The 15872-nt window shown below is 69.1% G+C and carries 18 protein-coding genes and 1 pseudogene; 9 read left to right on the top strand and 10 right to left on the bottom strand.

All coding sequences use genetic code 11. From position 1 onward, the window contains the following. Positions 1 to 127: 127 nt before the first annotated feature. The 3 genes from OH768_RS28375 to OH768_RS28385 form a co-directional block, all read right to left on the bottom strand. On the bottom strand, positions 128 to 280 hold the full coding sequence (locus OH768_RS28375; RefSeq protein ID WP_406458216.1) for a hypothetical protein: 153 nt from the start codon (positions 278 to 280) through the stop codon (positions 128 to 130). A gap of 158 nt (positions 281 to 438) precedes the next feature. Continuing rightward, positions 439 to 729, bottom strand: a complete 291-nt coding sequence (locus OH768_RS28380; RefSeq protein WP_406458217.1) for a hypothetical protein — start codon at positions 727 to 729, stop codon at positions 439 to 441. Positions 730 to 791: 62 nt separating this feature from the next. Further along, a complete protein-coding gene (locus tag OH768_RS28385) occupies positions 792 to 1199 on the bottom strand; it encodes an ATP-binding protein (protein ID WP_406458219.1) in 408 nt (135 codons plus the stop codon). 224 nt (positions 1200 to 1423) lie between these two features. On the opposite strand from OH768_RS28385, the gene OH768_RS28390 reads away from it, so the two are divergent. Both OH768_RS28390 and OH768_RS28395 read left to right on the top strand, forming a co-directional pair. Beyond that, on the top strand, positions 1424 to 2278 hold the full coding sequence (locus OH768_RS28390; protein ID WP_406458221.1) for a helix-turn-helix domain-containing protein: 855 nt from the start codon (positions 1424 to 1426) through the stop codon (positions 2276 to 2278). Next, entirely contained in the window at positions 2275 to 2493 is a 219-nt protein-coding gene (locus tag OH768_RS28395; RefSeq protein WP_406458223.1) for a DUF397 domain-containing protein, read from the top strand. Before OH768_RS28390 ends, OH768_RS28395 begins: the two co-directional genes overlap by 4 nt. Before the next feature lie 166 nt (positions 2494 to 2659). Here the strand turns inward: OH768_RS28395 and OH768_RS28400 are convergent. Next, positions 2660 to 2952, bottom strand: a pseudogene (locus OH768_RS28400) (IS481 family transposase); the annotation flags it as partial. A 71-nt stretch (positions 2953 to 3023) separates the two neighbouring features. Further along, positions 3024 to 3392 (bottom strand): VOC family protein, encoded by a 369-nt coding sequence (locus OH768_RS28405; RefSeq protein WP_406458225.1) that lies wholly within the window; start codon positions 3390 to 3392, stop codon positions 3024 to 3026. A 100-nt stretch (positions 3393 to 3492) separates the two neighbouring features. On the opposite strand from OH768_RS28405, the gene OH768_RS28410 reads away from it, so the two are divergent. Both OH768_RS28410 and OH768_RS28415 read left to right on the top strand, forming a co-directional pair. Then, positions 3493 to 4470 carry a helix-turn-helix transcriptional regulator gene (locus tag OH768_RS28410; RefSeq protein ID WP_406458227.1) on the top strand — a complete coding sequence of 326 codons (978 nt, stop codon included), beginning with the start codon at positions 3493 to 3495 and terminating at the stop codon, positions 4468 to 4470. A gap of 214 nt (positions 4471 to 4684) precedes the next feature. Next, on the top strand, positions 4685 to 5887 hold the full coding sequence (locus OH768_RS28415; protein WP_406458229.1) for a cytochrome P450: 1203 nt from the start codon (positions 4685 to 4687) through the stop codon (positions 5885 to 5887). 12 nt (positions 5888 to 5899) lie between these two features. Here OH768_RS28415 and OH768_RS28420 read toward each other — a convergent pair whose 3' ends face one another. Next, positions 5900 to 6454, bottom strand: coding sequence for a MarR family winged helix-turn-helix transcriptional regulator (locus OH768_RS28420; RefSeq protein ID WP_406458231.1), 555 nt, complete (start codon positions 6452 to 6454; stop codon positions 5900 to 5902). A gap of 86 nt (positions 6455 to 6540) precedes the next feature. On the opposite strand from OH768_RS28420, the gene OH768_RS28425 reads away from it, so the two are divergent. Both OH768_RS28425 and OH768_RS28430 read left to right on the top strand, forming a co-directional pair. Beyond that, positions 6541 to 8013, top strand: a complete 1473-nt coding sequence (locus OH768_RS28425) for an MFS transporter (RefSeq protein WP_406458233.1) — start codon at positions 6541 to 6543, stop codon at positions 8011 to 8013. 72 nt (positions 8014 to 8085) lie between these two features. Continuing rightward, positions 8086 to 8514 carry a hypothetical protein gene (locus tag OH768_RS28430; protein WP_406458235.1) on the top strand — a complete coding sequence of 143 codons (429 nt, stop codon included), beginning with the start codon at positions 8086 to 8088 and terminating at the stop codon, positions 8512 to 8514. Between the two features lie 32 nt (positions 8515 to 8546). Here OH768_RS28430 and OH768_RS28435 read toward each other — a convergent pair whose 3' ends face one another. Genes OH768_RS28435 through OH768_RS28445 form a run of 3 tightly spaced genes read right to left on the bottom strand, consistent with a single transcriptional unit; the run spans position 8547 to position 11313 of the window. After that, positions 8547 to 8762: a hypothetical protein gene (locus OH768_RS28435; RefSeq protein WP_406458237.1), complete on the bottom strand. Its 216-nt coding sequence runs from the start codon at positions 8760 to 8762 to the stop codon at positions 8547 to 8549. Between the two features lie 50 nt (positions 8763 to 8812). Further along, positions 8813 to 10429 carry an ABC transporter permease gene (locus OH768_RS28440; RefSeq protein ID WP_406458239.1) on the bottom strand — a complete coding sequence of 539 codons (1617 nt, stop codon included), beginning with the start codon at positions 10427 to 10429 and terminating at the stop codon, positions 8813 to 8815. Then, positions 10426 to 11313, bottom strand: a complete 888-nt coding sequence (locus tag OH768_RS28445; RefSeq protein ID WP_406458241.1) for an ATP-binding cassette domain-containing protein — start codon at positions 11311 to 11313, stop codon at positions 10426 to 10428. Before OH768_RS28445 ends, OH768_RS28440 begins: the two co-directional genes overlap by 4 nt. 73 nt (positions 11314 to 11386) lie before the next feature. Here OH768_RS28445 and OH768_RS28450 point away from each other — a divergent pair, with 73 nt between their 5' ends. Further along, positions 11387 to 11884, top strand: coding sequence for a GbsR/MarR family transcriptional regulator (locus OH768_RS28450; RefSeq protein ID WP_406458243.1), 498 nt, complete (start codon positions 11387 to 11389; stop codon positions 11882 to 11884). Between the two features lie 131 nt (positions 11885 to 12015). Here the strand turns inward: OH768_RS28450 and OH768_RS28455 are convergent, their stop codons facing one another. Continuing rightward, positions 12016 to 13527, bottom strand: coding sequence for an APC family permease (locus OH768_RS28455; RefSeq protein ID WP_406458245.1), 1512 nt, complete (start codon positions 13525 to 13527; stop codon positions 12016 to 12018). A gap of 160 nt (positions 13528 to 13687) precedes the next feature. Here OH768_RS28455 and OH768_RS28460 point away from each other — a divergent pair, with 160 nt between their 5' ends. Beyond that, complete coding sequence (locus OH768_RS28460; protein WP_406458247.1) at positions 13688 to 15076, top strand: ethanolamine ammonia-lyase subunit EutB; 1389 nt, start codon at positions 13688 to 13690, stop codon at positions 15074 to 15076. Continuing rightward, complete coding sequence (gene eutC, locus OH768_RS28465) at positions 15073 to 15840, top strand: ethanolamine ammonia-lyase subunit EutC (protein WP_406458249.1); 768 nt, start codon at positions 15073 to 15075, stop codon at positions 15838 to 15840. Before OH768_RS28460 ends, eutC begins: the two co-directional genes overlap by 4 nt. Positions 15841 to 15872 lie beyond the last annotated feature (32 nt).

Here is a 15872-nt window from a genome sequence, read left to right on the forward strand (position 1 = left end):
CCTGCCCGCTGCCCCTGAAGCGCGCGGAACGGCGGCGACCGCTAGGTGCGCGCCAACCTCGCAACCCCGCCGAGGATCGCGATGTTCTTGGTGCCGTTGGCGATGATGAGCGCGAGTCGCCGCTCGTTCAGAACTCGTTGCCCCCACCGGCGAAACGTACGGGTGACACCAGGGCGATGCGGATCAGGCCGGGTTCGGGAGGAGGGGCGTCGTAGACGTAGGTGACGGTGAGTGTGGGGCGGAGGCCCGTGCCTTCGATGCGCGTCGTGTAGATCTTCATGCCACCGACGGCGCTTTGTGCTCTCCGACCGAGTGCCGGGTTCTTCTCCAGCTCGGCTCGCAAGGTCTCGACAGCCTCAAGTGCTCCGTCGCCGATGGCGAGGCAGCGAGCGTGGGCCTCACGGGTGATCTCGGCGACGGTCGGCTACTGGTCGTCGTTCACCGATCGTTTTCCCGAGCCGAGCGGATTTCGGCGACGGCCGCGGCGACGGCTGAGTCGAAGGAGGGGTCCTGGCGCGCGATGACTCGGCCGCGGAACTCCTCGACGAGGCGGACGACGCCGGAGAGGTCGGCCGGGTCGGCATGGTTGATCTCGCGGGCCAGCTCGGCCTCGAAGTCGTCTGCGTCGCCGGGGAAGCCGTAGCCCATGGTGAGGGCGGCACGGAGCTCCCCAATGGTGCGCATGGAGGGGAGGTGGGGCTGGCCGGTCTCTGCCGGTCGGGTGGTCATGGCGACGGCTCCCTTTCGCGGTGTCGCTTTCACGGTACCCGGGCGATTCCGTACGGTGCCTCTCACGCTGCGCCCAGTTCGCACCAGACGTACTTGCCGCGGTTGCCGTTCCTGGACTGCGGTTGCCAGCCACATTGGTCGGCGCAGGCCCGGACCAGTGCGAGGCCGCGGCCGTCCTCGGCGGTGGTGAGCTGGTCCCACGCCTGGGGTGGCTCGGGTGGTTCGGGGTTCGCGTCCCATGCGCCGATGCGTAGTACGCCGGCGGAACAGCGGACGCGTAGGGCGGCGGGGCCGTCGGTGTGCCGTACGGCGTTGGCGATCAGCTCCGTGGCGAGGAGCTCGGCGGTGTCGACGAGGGTGATCAGGCCGTGCATCGTGAGGATCAGACGGAGGGTGCGGCGACTGATCGTGACGGCGCGGGGGTCGTTGGGGATCTGGAGTGTGTACTCCCAGGCGGCACTTTCGGGCATGGGTGAACTCCGTTTGTGGGGTGGGGAGTTGGCGTTCGGGGCCGGTGGCAGTGCCGCAGCCGTCGTGGCAGGGCGGAGCGGTGCGCTTCCGGTGCCCCGGGGTTTCGCAGGGTGTGCGTCGCGTCACTGACGGTACGGCAGAAATTTATTACGGTGCAACCCGTTGCCGTAATCTGGCACCCGAACGTGGTACGCCGACAAGGGCGTTGGGGACAGGGGAACGTATGCCGCCGAGGAGTAATCCCACCGCTCGACAAGTGCGGCTGGGGGTCGAGCTGCGCAAACTGCGCGAGGCGTCAGGACTGAAGGCGCGCGAGGTGGCCGCCTTCCTGAACTCGACCTCGGGGCAGATGAGCCAGATGGAGGCGGGCATCGCCGGGGTGAGCGCGGAGCGCGTCCGTCGGCTTGCGGCTCATTACGCTTGTGCGGACGGGGAGTTCATCGACGCCTTGGCGGCTATGGCAACTGAGCGCGCACATGGTTGGTGGGACGATTACCGAGGAGTCCTGCCCCAGGTGAACCTGGACGTGGCCGAGGCGGAACATCACGCGACGTTCCTCCGTGAAGTCGTGATCACTTACGTACCCGGGCTTCTTCAGACACCGGACTACGCGCGCGCGGTCTTCGGATTCATGCGTCCGGAGTTGCCCGTGAGTGAAGTGGTGCCTCGCGTGGAGCATCGGATGAGGCGGCGCGCCATTTTCGAGGGCGACACGCCAACCCCCTACGAGACGGTCATTCATGAGACGGCCCTCCGTGTCCACGTGGCCGATCTCGGGACCTCGCGGGCTCAACTCCGCTTCATCCTGGACAGAATCGAAGAGGGCTGTGCCAGCGTTCGGGTCGTCCCCTTCGGCAGGGAAGGTTTCGCCGGTGCCGGAGCTTCGCTGATGTACCTGGGGGGTTCGGTGCTCCAGTTGGACACGGGGCTGCGTGACTCGCCAACCGGAGTTGAGTTCTGCGATGCGGAGGCACAGTTGAGGCACCTCCGGACGTTGTTCCATAAGGTTGAGGAAGCGTCGCTGGACACCTCGGCGTCTCGGGACTTCATCCACCAACTGGCTAAGGAACTGCAATGAACTGGCGTAAGTCGACGTACTCCAGCGGCGGAGAGGGCGACACCTGCGTCGAGATAGCCACGCTCCCCACCCGCACAGCCGTCCGCGACTCCAAGTTGCCCAACCGCGCCACCCTCTCCTTCCCCACCCCCGCCTTCACTGCCCTCGTAGAGCACATCAAGGGTGGCCGGCACAGTGATCGTCTCTGCGGTGAATCGACCCCGCCGGTCGGGTGAACGACCGTCCCCGCGGCTGTCGTTGAGGTATGCGGTCCCGCAGTACTTCCAGATCGCCACACTTGAGCGGTGCGGCTCTTTGCCAGTGCCCCCAGAGGGAAACCTCCCCGCAGAAGTGTGACACTTCAGCCCCGGGTGTCACACTTCCGCGCCTCCTCCCCCATTGCCCGGGCCGGCGGGCGATGATCTTCCCCGGACTTCGGTTGTTCTCACCGCCTGGGTCGATGAAGCGGCGTTCGCCGAGGCCGAGCAGCCGGGGCAGGTGTCGGCTGACGGTTCGCCGGTTGATCACAGAACCGATACTCACAAGTTCGTCGGTGATCCGTTGCGCGGACACTTGCCGGCGCATGCGCGGGAGATGCCCGTCTCAGCGGCGACGTGGGCGAGGGGACGTGTCCGGCACCGCTTCACGAGCCGCCTGCGGCCCTCGACGCTCAGGGGCGTATTCGCGTGGGGCACTCGTCGTCCTCTCGAAGTTGGACGACGGCAGGCGCGACACCTGTCGTGCGCGCCTGCCGCATTGCGGCCTTTCAGTCCTTTGGTGCGACGCGGATACGGTTCCCGTCAGGATCGGCTGCGAGGAAGGTCAGCCCGAACCCCGCGTCATGAGGCTCGCGCAGGATTGTGACCCCCTTGGAATTCCACTGCTCAAAGGTCGCGTTGAGCTCGTCGGGTCCACCGTCGATGGCCAGGCACACCTCACTGGTGCGCGGGACGTCCGGTGACAGATCTTCGAACTGGCCGGACCACAGACCGAGGTCAGCGCCTGGCCCGAGGCCGAAGGTGATGTATCCCGACGTCTCGAACGAGGGGCTCATGCCGAGGAGGTCGCCGTAGAAACGAGCTGCGGCGGGAGCGTCGTTCACGTAGACGATGGACACGACGGATGTGGTGGTCATGGTTGTTCCTTCTCGCAGGCTCGCAGGTGGTGGGTACGCATCCGCCAGCCTGACCGGGATATGCGCCGCATCCTGTCGCAATTCCTGAAAAAATCGGTGGGTGACCCCGGACCGCTTCTTCTCCCTGATGCTGCTCCTCGAATCGAGGGCTGCCGTGACCACACAGGAACTCGCCTCGGCGCTCGGGGTATCCCTTCGCACCATCACCCGAGACCTGAACTGGCTCCGCGAGGCCGGTCTGCCGGTGACCGCCCACCGGGGGCGCCTAGGAGGCGTGACCATGCTGCCCGGGTCCGGTCTCGACCTCACGCGACTCACACCGGGCGAGCGTGATCATCTGTCGCTCACCGGGCTGGACGAGAAGCAGCGTGCGGAGCTCGACGCATCGGTCGAGAGCCGGCGCGCGCTCTCCAAGATCGCCGCCGCCCAGCCACGTCGGGTTCATGAGCTCCTGCCGCTCACCGACGTCGTGCACGTGGACAGCCGTCCCTGGCGTCAGGCACGAGCTTCCGGCACGACTCCGGCCTCGCTGATCGGCGCGGTGCGGCGAGGCCGCCGGCTACGGATCGAGTACGACAGCCCACGCGAGTCAGGCCCACGCGACCTGGTCGTGGATCCCTACGGGCTGTTCGCCAAGGCCGGCATCTGGTACCTCGTCGCCGACCGTGCCCGAGTGCCACGGATGTACCGACTCGAACGGATCACGACGTGGAAAGAAGTCGACCGGCCACGACGGATCCGCGAGAACCAGACCCTGGCCACCGTCGCTGCAGCGCTCGTCGATCAGTGGGAGCACAACCACGCGATAGAGGTCAGCGCCACCATCGACCAGACCCAGATCGAGCGAGCGCAACGGATCTTCGGCCGACGACTCGTCCCGGACGACCATGACCATGACCACGAAGAATCCGCCGCCGACCGCAAGGTGACGATCCGCTTCCTGCATCTGGAGGACGTGCGAGCACTCCTGCCGTTCGGGAGCGCCATCACTGTGCACGGCCCCACCGAGGCCAGGGCTCACCTCCGCGACCTCGCCACCGATCTTGCCCACCACTATGCGCCGTCACCAACACCCTGACCCGCAACAACTAGTCGTCACCGAGAGTAGGCAACGACGCATAGGCATGGAACCCGCCGCGGATCAGGTCAAGAAAGTGAGCGCAGGCGCCTTCGAGGAAGCCGATCAAGTACACCGCGAGAACCCATCTCGCCCACAACGGTTGCCCGACCCACCGTAGGATCACTTAGGTCGCCCCTGGTCAGACCGGGTGCTGTCGGGCTAGCTTCCGTGCATGGCAGCCTTTGACCCCTGGGACCCCGCGTTCGTCGACGACCCGTACCCCGCCTACGCCGAACTGCGCGACCGGGGCCGGGTCACCTACTACGAGCCCACCGACCAGTGGCTGGTCCCGCGCCACGCGGACGTCTCGGCGCTGCTCCGCGACCGCCGCCTCGGCCGCACCTACCAACACCGCTTCACCCACGAGAACTTCGGCCGTACGGCACCCCCGCCCGAGCACGAGCCCTTCCACACCCTCAACGATCACGGGATGCTCGACCTGGAGCCCCCGGACCACACCCGCATCCGGCGCCTGGTCTCGAAGGCGTTCACTCCGCGCACGGTCGAGCAACTCAAGCCGTACGTCGGTCAGTTGGCCGGTGAGCTGGTGGACCGCCTGGTGGCCGCAGGCGGCGGCGACCTCCTCACCGACGTGGCCGAACCCCTCCCCGTCGCCGTGATCGCCGAGATGCTGGGCATCCCCGAGTCGGACCGCGCCCCGCTCCGCCCCTGGTCGGCGGACATCTGCGGGATGTACGAACTGAGCCCGTCGCAGGACACGGCGGCGAAGGCGGTCCGCGCGTCGGTCGAATTCGCCGAGTATCTACGCGAGTTGATCGCCGCCCGCCGCAAGGAACCCGGCGACGACCTCATCTCCGGCCTCATCGCGGCCCACGACGAGGAGGACCGGCTCACCGAGCAGGAGATGATCTCCACCGCCGTACTCCTGCTGAACGCGGGCCACGAGGCGACGGTGAACGCCACGGTCAACGGCTGGTGGGCGCTGTTCCGGAACCCCGACCAGCTGGCGGTCCTGCGCGCGGACCACTCCCTGATCCCGTCCGCCGTCGAGGAGTTGATGCGCTACGACACCCCGCTCCAGCTCTTCGAACGGTGGGTGCTGGACGAGATCGAGATCGACGGCACGGTGATCCCGAGGGGCGCGGAGATCGCGATGCTCTTCGGCTCCGCCAACCACGACCCGGACGTCTTCGCCGACCCGGAGCGCCTCGACCTCACCCGCGCCGACAACCCGCACATCAGCTTCAGCGCGGGCATCCACTACTGCATCGGCGCGCCCCTGGCCCGTATCGAACTGGCCGCCTCCATGCGGGCGTTGCTGGAACGGGCCCCGACGCTCACCCTGGCGGCGGACCCGGTCCGCAAGCCGAACTTCGTGATCCGGGGGCTGGAGGGGCTGAGCGTCGCGCTCTGACGACCCGCGCCGCTATCCGGCCCCGCCGCCCCGCGGTCCCTGCGGCTGGCGTCCGCCGGTCCGGGGCGGGCGCGGGGGCGGCAGTTCCCTCAGGCGTTCGACGTGGCGGTGCTGGAGGTCGCGGGCGAAGGTCAGATAGTCGATGAACAGTTCCAGCTGGTCGGGGGTGTAGCGCTCGCGCACCGCCCGGCCGGCCTCGTCGAGGAACGGCCCCATCAGGCCGAAGGCGCGCTGCGCGGCCTCGGGGGTGACCCGGATCAGGGTCTTGCGCCGGTCACCGGGGTGCGGGGTGCGGGTGAGGTAGGCGAGTTTCTCCAGCCGGTCGAGCATCGTGGTGACGCTCCCGGTGGTCAGCCCCAGCTGTCGGCTCAGCTCGCGCGGGGTGGCTTCCTCCACCGACAGCAGGATCTCCAGGCAGCGCAGATCGGTCTCGTTGACACCCATCAGGCGGGCCAGCTCGCGGTCGAAGTCGTCGACGGCGGCCTGATAGCGCTGCACCACGGCGCCGAGCCGCGCCTCGACCGAGCCCGAGTCCCCGCCCACACCCGGCTCCGTTCCGCTTGACATTCGAGATATCTCCCAGCATCGTAACTATCGGCTATTAACTTGAAAGCCAAGATGTATGAAAGTCAAGCGAGACTGGAGTCCAAGCCATGTCGTCCCGCACGTCCCACACGACCAACACCACGAACGTAGCCGCTGACGGCGGCGGGGCACCGGTGCCCTATCCCAAACGATGGGCCGCGGCGTTCGTGATGATCCTCGCGGCGCTGCTCGACATGATCGACGGATCGATCGTGAACACCGCGCTGCCGTCCATCGGCAAGGGGCTGAAGGCCACCCCCGCCGACCTCCAATGGACCGTGTCCGCCTACATGTTGGGCTTCGCCGCCACACTGATCATCGCCGGGCACCTGGGCGACCGCTACGGCCGCAAGAAGCTGTTCCTGCTCGGCGTCACCGCGTTCGCGCTGACGAGCCTGGCCAGCGCGCTGGCCGCCTCGGCCGGTGTGCTCGTCGCCTCACGCGGCCTCCAGGGCGTGGCCGCGGCCGTGATCATGCCGCAGATCCTCGCCTCGTTCCGCACCATGTTCGACGGCGAGGAGCGCGGCAAGGCGTTCGCCCTGTACGGCGCGATCGCCGGCATCTCCACGGCCGTGGGCGTGCTGCTCGGCGGCGTGCTGACCGACTGGGACCTGTTCGGCTGGGGCTGGCGCACGATCTTCGTGATCAACCTCCCGCTGGCCGTCCTCGTCCTGGTCCTGGGCGCCAAGTGGATCCCCGCCTCGAAGGACCACGCCTTCAGCGGCCGTATCGACGTCCTCGGCAACCTCGTGCTCGCCGCCGGCCTCGTCGCGATCGTGCTGCCGCTGGTCCAGGGCCGTTCCAACGGCTGGCCGCTGTGGGGCTGGATCTGCCTGGCCGCCGGTGTCCTCGCCATAGCCACCCTGACCGTCTGGGAGAAGCGGCGCGGCATCGAACACCCACTCCTCCCCACGGGCCTGTTCCACAAGCCCGCCTTCAGCGCCGGCCTGCTGGTCCAACTCCTCTTCTACGGCGGCATGTCCGGCTTCTTCCTGGTCTTCACCGTCTGGCTGCAGTCCGGGCAGGGCTACACCCCGACCGGGGCCGGTCTGCTGATGGTCGCCTTCAGCGCGGGCTCGATCCTGTCCGCCCCCGCGGTCGACCCGCTCGTCGCGAAGTTCGGCCGCGGTGTGCTGATCCTGGGCGCGCTGGTGATGGCGGGCGGTCTGTTCTGGGTCCGGCACGAGGCCCAGGACTCGGCCCAAGTGCACACCGGTGCCTGGCCGTTGGTCCCGGGACTGTTCCTGGCCGGGGTCGGCCTGATCTTCCTGATCATCCCGCTGGTGAACACCATCCTGAGCACCGTCCCGGGCGAGTTGGCGGGCGGCGCGTCCGGAATCCTGTCCACGGCCCAGCAGTTCGGCGGGGCGCTCGGGGTCGCTGTCATCGGCAACGCGTTCTTCTCCCGCGCCGACAAGGGCCTCACCGACGCGATCGTCCACGCGGGGCCGTGGGCCATCGGCGCGTATCTGCTGTGCGCGGCGCTGTGCCTGGCCCTGCCCCGCAAGGCGGTCGGCAACCAGGCCGAGCCCGCTCTCTGACCTCCCACCACCAACAGGCCACTGCCCTACGGCAGTTCAGGCCCCCGCCCGGAATCGAAAGAGAGCACGCCCATGCCCGAGAAGACCACCCCCGCCGAGATCCTGACCCCCGACGACAAGCTCACCCTCCAGACCGCCGCCCACGGTGTCGTCTCCCTGATGGCGGTGGCCGACCCCGGTCCGATCTCCTCCACCCGCTCCGGGATGGCCGGCGGCAAGGCGCTGTCCTCCGCGACCGGTCTGGTCGGCCGGGTCCTGGCCGAGAAGGCCAAGGGCCTTGATCTGGGCGGCGGTTCGACCGCCGACCTCGCCGACCGGGTCTTCGCCGCGCTGACCGACTCGGTGACCCTCCTCAAGGCGAAGGCACCGGACGAGGTGGCGAACTTCCGCGGCACGATCGCCACGATCACGGACACCGCGTCCCGCGCCCACAAGGGCGCCGCCGGACCGGCCGAGACGGCCATGATCCAGAAGATCACCGCGGCACTTGAAGCGGCCTGACCACCGAAGCCGTCGTACCGGCCCGGTTCGCCCTATCCGCCGCGTCGGACCAGCGCCCAGACGCCAAGTGACGCGAGGATCCCGCCGAACACCGCCAGCGGCAACTCGGCGTAGAGGACGCTCCAGTCGGGGCCGGCCTCGAAGCGCTGGAAGCGGTTCTGGACGTCGTACGACCACACCGCCAGTCCCAGGCCGGCGCCGAGTGCGGCGGTCAGACATCCTCCGGCGGCCTGCGCACGTTGTCCCATGCCAGGGACGGACGCGTGCGCCACGCCGGAGGTTCCCGTACCCGGCGCGATCAGGTCGTGAGGTCGCGTCGCCGTAGAGCCGCCAGTCCTACGGCGACCAGGGCAGCGGCGATCCCCGTGAGGGCCACCACCGGTCCCCACGCCATGTCGCCCCCCGGCAGCTTCGGCAGGTGGCCGAAGGGGGAGATGTCCAGGACTGCCTGGGGGAGGTTCAGCGCCGGGCCGATCCAGCCGAGGAGAAGGGCCAGTCCGGCCGCTCCCCAGGACAGTGGGGACAGGCGGGGGGAGAGTCCGTGGAGCAGGACCGCCAAGGCGCCCAACGTCCAGATCGCCGGGAGTTGGACCAGGGTGGCGGCGAGAATGGGGCCGGGCTCGGCGCCGTAGCCGAGCGTCAGGCCCAGGCCGCTCAGGAGCATGATCAGGGCCGCGCCCGCGAAGGCGATCGTCAAGTGGCCGGCCGCCCAGCGCAGGCGGCCCACCGCGTTCGCCAGGATGGGTTCGGCGCGCTGTGAAGTCTCCTCGCCGTGCAGCCGTAGGACCGACGAGACGGCGTACAGCGCGGCCAGCATGCCGAACATGCCGACCATCGTGGCCAGGAACGCGTCCTCGATGCCGGACTGGCCGCCCATCCGCTCGATGATCTCGCGGGTCTTGGCGTTGTCCCCGACCAGGTCCGCCGCGCCCTTGGTGATGCCGCCGAAGGCGACCCCGGCCGCGAAGAAGCCGAGGCTCCAGCCCAGTACGGCACCCCGTTGCAGTCGCCAGGCCAGTGCGCCCGCCGTGCCGAGGCGGCCGTTCGCCGGTCCCGGGCGGGCGGGCAGGAAGCTCATGCCGACGTCCCGGCGGCCAGCCAACTCGTAGGCCGCGAAGCCCTGCAGGAGTGCCGCAGCCGCGAACAGGGCCAGTACCCACCAGCGTTCGGACGCGAACGGGCGCAGGTTCTCCAGCCAGCCGATCGGGGAGATCCAAGTGGCGGGCGAGGAGGCGTCGTTGGTGGTCGAGTCGCCCACCGCGCGGAGTACGAACGCCGTTCCCAGCAGTCCGCCCGTCAGGCCCTTCGCCAGTCGGCCGCTGTCCGTGAACTGCGCGACGATCGCCGCGAGCGTCGCGAACACCATGCCCACTCCGCCGATGCCGAGGCCGAGCGCCAGGGCTCCCGCCGTGCCCTGCCCGGCCAGCCCGGCCGTGATCAGCAGCGCCAGCGCGGAGTTGGCGACGAACGCCGTCAGCAGGGCCGCCGTCAGCGGAGCGCTGCGGCCTACCATCGCCGACGAGACCAGTTCCTGCCGACCGCTCTCCTCCTCGTCCCGTGTGTGCCGTACGACGACCACCAGGCTCATGATTCCGGCGAGGATCGCGGCGTAGCCGCCGATGCGCCACGCGGTGAGGCCGCCCAGGGAGTCGCTGAACACCGGCCCGTAGGTGGCGCGCAGCGAGCTGTTGGTGAGCATCTGGCGGGCGATGTCGGCGCGTTCGGCAGGGGTGGAGTAGACGCTCTTCAGGGAGCTGGGCAGCGACAGCACCAGCAGGGCCGTCACCGCGACCCAGGCCGGGATCACCACCCGGTCGCGGCGCAGGTTGAAGCGCAAGAGGGCGCCCGTGCCCGCGAGTTGGCGGGAGGTGCCGGTACGGGTGCTGGTGCGTGCGGGGAGCGCGGTGGCGGTCATTCCGCCTCCTGGTAGTGGCGCAGGAAGAGTTCCTCCAGCGTCGGCGGCTTCGAGGTGAGCGACCGCACGCCCGAGTCGCTCAACGACCGCAGTACGGCGTTGAGTTGGTCGGCTTCGACCTGGAGGCGGACGCGATGGCCTTGTACATCGAGGTCGTGGACGCCGGGCAGGGACGCCAACCCGTTGGGCTCACCGGTGAGTTCGGCGGTCACGCTGGTGCGGGTCAGGTGGCGCAGGTCGGCCAGCGAACCGCTCTCCACCGTGCGGCCCTTGCGGATGATGCTCACCCGGTCGCACAACTCCTCGACCTCGCTGAGGATGTGGGAGGAGAGCAGGATCGTCCGGCCCCGGTCGCGTTCCTCCTCCACGCAGCGCTGGAAAACCTCCTCCATGAGCGGGTCGAGGCCCGAGGTCGGTTCGTCCAGGATCAGCAGGTCGACGTCCGAGGCGAACGCGGCGACGAGCGCGACCTTCTGGCGGTTGCCCTTGGAGTACGTGCGGCCCTTCTTGGTGGGGTCGAGTTCGAAGCGGTCGATCAGGCCGGCGCGGCGGGACCTGTCGAGGCCGCCGCGCAACTTGCCGTAGAGATCGATGACTTCACCGCCGGACAGGTTGCGCCAGAGCGTCACGTCGCCGGGGACGTAGGCGACCCGGCGGTGCAGTTCGACGGCATCGGCCCAGGGGTCCCGGCCCAGGAGCTGGGCGGCGCCCGAGTCGGCGCGCAGCAGGCCGAGCAGGACGCGGATCGTCGTGGACTTGCCGGAGCCGTTGGGGCCGAGGAAGCCGTGCACCTCGCCGGACTCGACGTCCAGGTCGAGGCCGGTGAGGGCGGGTGTCCTGCCGAACGACTTGTGCAGCCCGGAGACGGTGATTGCCTTCGTCATGGAGCCGAACGTACGCTACGTTCAGAAATTTGTGAAGTTAAGGAAGTGTATGAAGCGCGGGTAGGGTGGGTCCATGACGGATACAACCGGTGGGCGGGACGCGGAGTCCGTGTCGAAGTTCGTCGAGTCCTTCGCGGCGCAGCTCGTCGAGGCCGGGATGCAGCGCATGCCCGCCCGGATTTTCGCCGCGCTGCTCTCCTCGGACGAGGGCGCGATGACCTCCGTCGAGTTGGGGGAGCAGCTGCGGATCAGCCCGGCGGCGGTCTCCGGCGGGGTGCGTTATCTCGCGCAGCAGCACATGGTTTCGCGGGAGCGGGAGCCCGGTTCGCGCCGGGAGCGCTACCGGGTGCAGGGCAACCAGTGGTACGAGGCCCTCACCAACCGCGAGGCTGTTCTCAAGCGGTGGGAGGCTGCCCTGAGCGAGGGCGTCACCAGCCTCGGCGCGGAGACGCCGGCGGGGCGTCGTATGGCCGAGACGCTTGCGTTCTTCGAGTTCGTCGACGGGGAGATCGCGGCCATGATGGAGCGGTGGCGGGTGTATCGCGAGGAACGGTTCGGCAGCGCGCCCTGAAGGGGCGCGGGGCGGTGTCAATATGCGGCTCCGCCGCGTGGGCGCGACCAGCCACGACGCTCCCGCAGATTCGTACTCGTCTGCGGCCCGGTGGTGGGCTGGTCGCGCAGTTCCCCGCGCCCCTGGTGGGTTCAGCGCTCCTTCGTTTCCTCAAGCACCGTCCGGCCCAGCAGCGCGTAACGCTCAGGCGCCCTGCGCTTCAGGTACTGGGCGTAGCCGATGCCCGTTGCCGCGACCAGGGTTACCAGCCAGGGGGTTGCCTTCAGGAGGAGTGAGTCGGACTCCGAGCCTGCTGCCACGCTCATGTTGGAGACCAGGAGCAGCACCACCGCGAGCATCGCGATGCCGCCGAGGAGCGGGGCGGTGAAGGTCTTGAACCAGTGGCGGCTCTCGGGGTGGTGGGTGCGGAAGTACGCCAGCACCGCGAACGAGCACACCGCCTGTACGACCAGGATCGCCATCGTGCCGAGGATGGCGAGCAGGACGTAGAGGGCGTTGGCCGGGTCCTTGCTCGTGGCCCAGAACGCGATGATCAGGACGGCGCTGATCACGGTCTGCACGAAGCCCGCGATGTGCGGGGAGCCGTGCTTGGCGTGGGTGCGGCCGATGGTGTTCTTGAGGGAGGGGAGGACACCTTCGCGGCCCAGCGCGTACATGTAGCGGCTGGCGCAGTTGTGGAAGGCCATGCCGCAGGCGAGCGAGCCGGTGATCATCAGCCACTGCATGAGGTCGACCGCCCAGTGGCCGACGTAGTGCTCGGTGGGGTTGAAGAAGAGGGCGAGCGGGTTCGCCGACGAGGCGACCTTGACGGCCGCCGTCTCGCCGTTGCCGATGATGGCCATCCAGGAGACGAAGACGTAGAAGACGCCGACACCGAGGACCGAGATCATCGTCGCCTTGGGGATGATCTTCTTCGGGTCGCGGGACTCCTCGCCGTACATGGCCGTGGACTCGAAGCCGACCCAGGACCAGAAGGCGAAGAAGAGACCGAGACCGGCGGACGTCCCCTTGAACGCGTTGACCGGGTTGACCGGGCCGAAGGTGAAGCCGTGCGGGCCGCCGCCGTGCAGGGCGACCGAGATCGCCATCGCGGCGAGGACGGTCACCTCCGTGCCGAGGAGGACGACGAGCAGCTTCTCCGCGACCGAGACGCCGAACCAGGTTCCCGTCGCGTTGACGGCCAGCATCACCATCGCGAAGACCCACCACGGGATGTCAAGTCCCGTCTGGTCCTTGAAGGTTCCGGTGGCGAAGGTCGAGAAGATGCCGATCAGCGCCGGCTCGAACACGACGTACGCGAAGGTCGCCAGGAGGCCGGAGGCGAGGCCGACGGTGCGGCCGAGGCCGTAGGAGATGAAGCCGTAGAAGGCGCCCGTCGAGGTGATGTGCTTGGCCATCGAGGTGAAGCCGACGGAAAAGATTGCCAGGACGACCATTGCGACGAGGTAGCTCGCCGGGGCGCCTATGCCGTTGCCGGACGAGACCATGAAGGGCACGTTGCCGGTCATCGCGGTGATCGGGGCGGCGGTCGCGACGGCCATGAAGACCACGCCCAGGAGGCCGATGGCGTTGGGCTTGAGCCGGTGAACGGCGCCGTCCTCGCTTGTGTTCGCCGCGGGGGCGATTCCTTCGTCCACTGCCATCGGGATGGCTCCTCTCCTGCTGCTCGGGTGGTCCTACGGTGCGGAACTCTGTCGGCCGAATGAGTCCGGCAAGGGTTTCGGCGCGTTAAATGTTTGTCAACCAGACCTTTAGAAATCTGGCGAAATCTGGGGGCAACACGCGCCTCGTACGGTCGCCGCCATGAGTACGTACACCTCGACCCTCGGCGGCCACGGCTACCGCTTCGGCTCCCTCGCGCGTCTGCTCGCCGCCGCGAGCCCCGAGCGCTCCGGTGACCGGCTGGCGGGGCTGGCGGCGGAGAGCGCCCAGGAGCGGGTGGCGGCGCGCTGGGCGCTGGCGGACGTACCGCTGGCCGCCTTTCTCGCCGAACCGGTGATCCCGTACGAGACCGACGACGTGACCCGGCTGATCGTCGACACGCATGATGCGGCGGCTTTCGCGCCGGTGGCCGGGCTGTCGGTCGGCGGGTTCCGGGAGTGGCTGCTGACGGCCGACACCGCTCAACTGGCCGCCGTCGCACCCGGGTTGACGCCGGAGATGGTGGCGGCCGTGTCCAAGCTGATGGGCAACGCGGATCTCGTCGCGGTCGCGCGGAAGGTGAGCGTGGTGACCGCCTTCCGCTCGACGATCGGGCTGCCGGGCCGCCTCGCCACCCGGCTCCAGCCCAACCACCCCACCGACGACCCGGCGGGCGTGGCCGCGGCCCTGCTCGACGGGCTGCTGCTCGGCTCCGGCGACGCGGTGATCGGCATCAACCCGGCGACCGACAGCCCGAAGGCGGTGCGGGACCTGCTGGAGCTGCTGGACGGAGTCATCCAGCGGTACGCGATTCCCACCCAGTCCTGCGTCCTGTCCCACGTCACGACGAGCATGGACCTGATGGCCCGCGGGGCGCCGGTCGACCTCGTCTTCCAGTCCATCGCCGGCACCCAGGCGGCCAACGCATCCTTCGGCGTGACGCTGGGCCTCCTCGACGAGGCGTACGAGGCGGCGCGGGCGCTCGGCCGGGGCACGGTCGGCTCGAACGTCATGTACTTCGAGACCGGCCAGGGCAGCGCACTGTCGGCCGACGCGCATCACGGGGTGGACCAGCAGACGGTGGAGGCGCGGGCGTACGCGGTCGCCCGCCGCTACGACCCGCTCCTGGTGAACACGGTGGTCGGCTTCATCGGCCCGGAGTACTTGTACGACGGCCGGCAGATCCTCCGCGCCGCCCTGGAGGACCACTTCTGCGGCAAGGTCCTCGGCCTGCCGATGGGCCTGGACATCTGCTACACCAACCACGCCGACGCGGACGACGACGACATCGCCACCATGCTCACCATGCTCGGCGTGGCCGGCGCGTCCTTCGTGATCTGCACACCGGGCGGCGACGACATCATGCTCAACTACCAATCCGCCTCGTACCACGACGCGTTGTACCTCCGTGAGGTCCTCGGCCTGCGCCCGGCACCGGAGTTCGAAGCCTGGCTCGACTCGATCGGCCTGCTGGGCGAGGGCGGCGAGATCAACGACGTGTCCGCCACGGCCCACCCGTTGACGGCGATCGGAAGGGAACTGGTGGCATGACGACCGGTCAAGTGGAGCTGCTGGGCGGTGAGTTGTGGCCGACCCTGCGCCGTCACACCCAGGCGAGGATCGGCCTCGGGAGGGCGGGCTCGGGTCTGCCCACGCATCACCGGCTGGAGTTGCAGGCCGCGCACGCGGCGGCGCGGGACGCGGTGCACTCGCCGTTCGCGCCGGACGTGGTGGCGGCGGCGCTGGGCGGCGAGCCGACGGTACGGGTGCGCAGCGCGGCGCCCGACCGGCTCACCTATCTCCAACGCCCGGACCTGGGGCGACGGTTGGAGCCGGCCGACCGGGCGCACCTCCCTGCCGGTGACTGGGATGTGGTGTTCGTGGTCGCCGACGGTCTGTCCAGCCGCGCGGTGCACGAGCACGCGGCGGCGATGGTGCGGGCGACGACGGCACTGCTGCCGACGTCCTGGCAGGTGGCCCCGGTTGTCCTCGCGGAACAGGCCCGCGTGGCCCTCGGTGACGACATCGCCTCGGCGATGGGCGCGACGATGGTCGTGGTCTTGGTCGGAGAACGCCCCGGGATGTCGGCGGCGGACTCCCTGGGCGCGTACCTGACGTACCGCCCGAAGCCGGGGGTGACGACGGACGCCGACCGCAACTGCCTGTCCAACATCCGGCCGCCGCTGGGGCTGACGTATGAGCTGGCGGCGGGGAAGCTGGCGGGGTTGATGGGGCGGGCGCGGGAGTTGGAGAGCACGGGGGTGGGCTTGAAGGATGAATCCGATCACATGGAAGTAAGTGAGCGACTACTCTGAGTTGCGGCTGGTCCGCATCAAGGGGAGGGCGC

This window comes from Streptomyces sp. NBC_01622 (genome assembly GCF_045209635.1).
Lineage (GTDB): Bacteria > Actinomycetota > Actinomycetes > Streptomycetales > Streptomycetaceae > Streptomyces.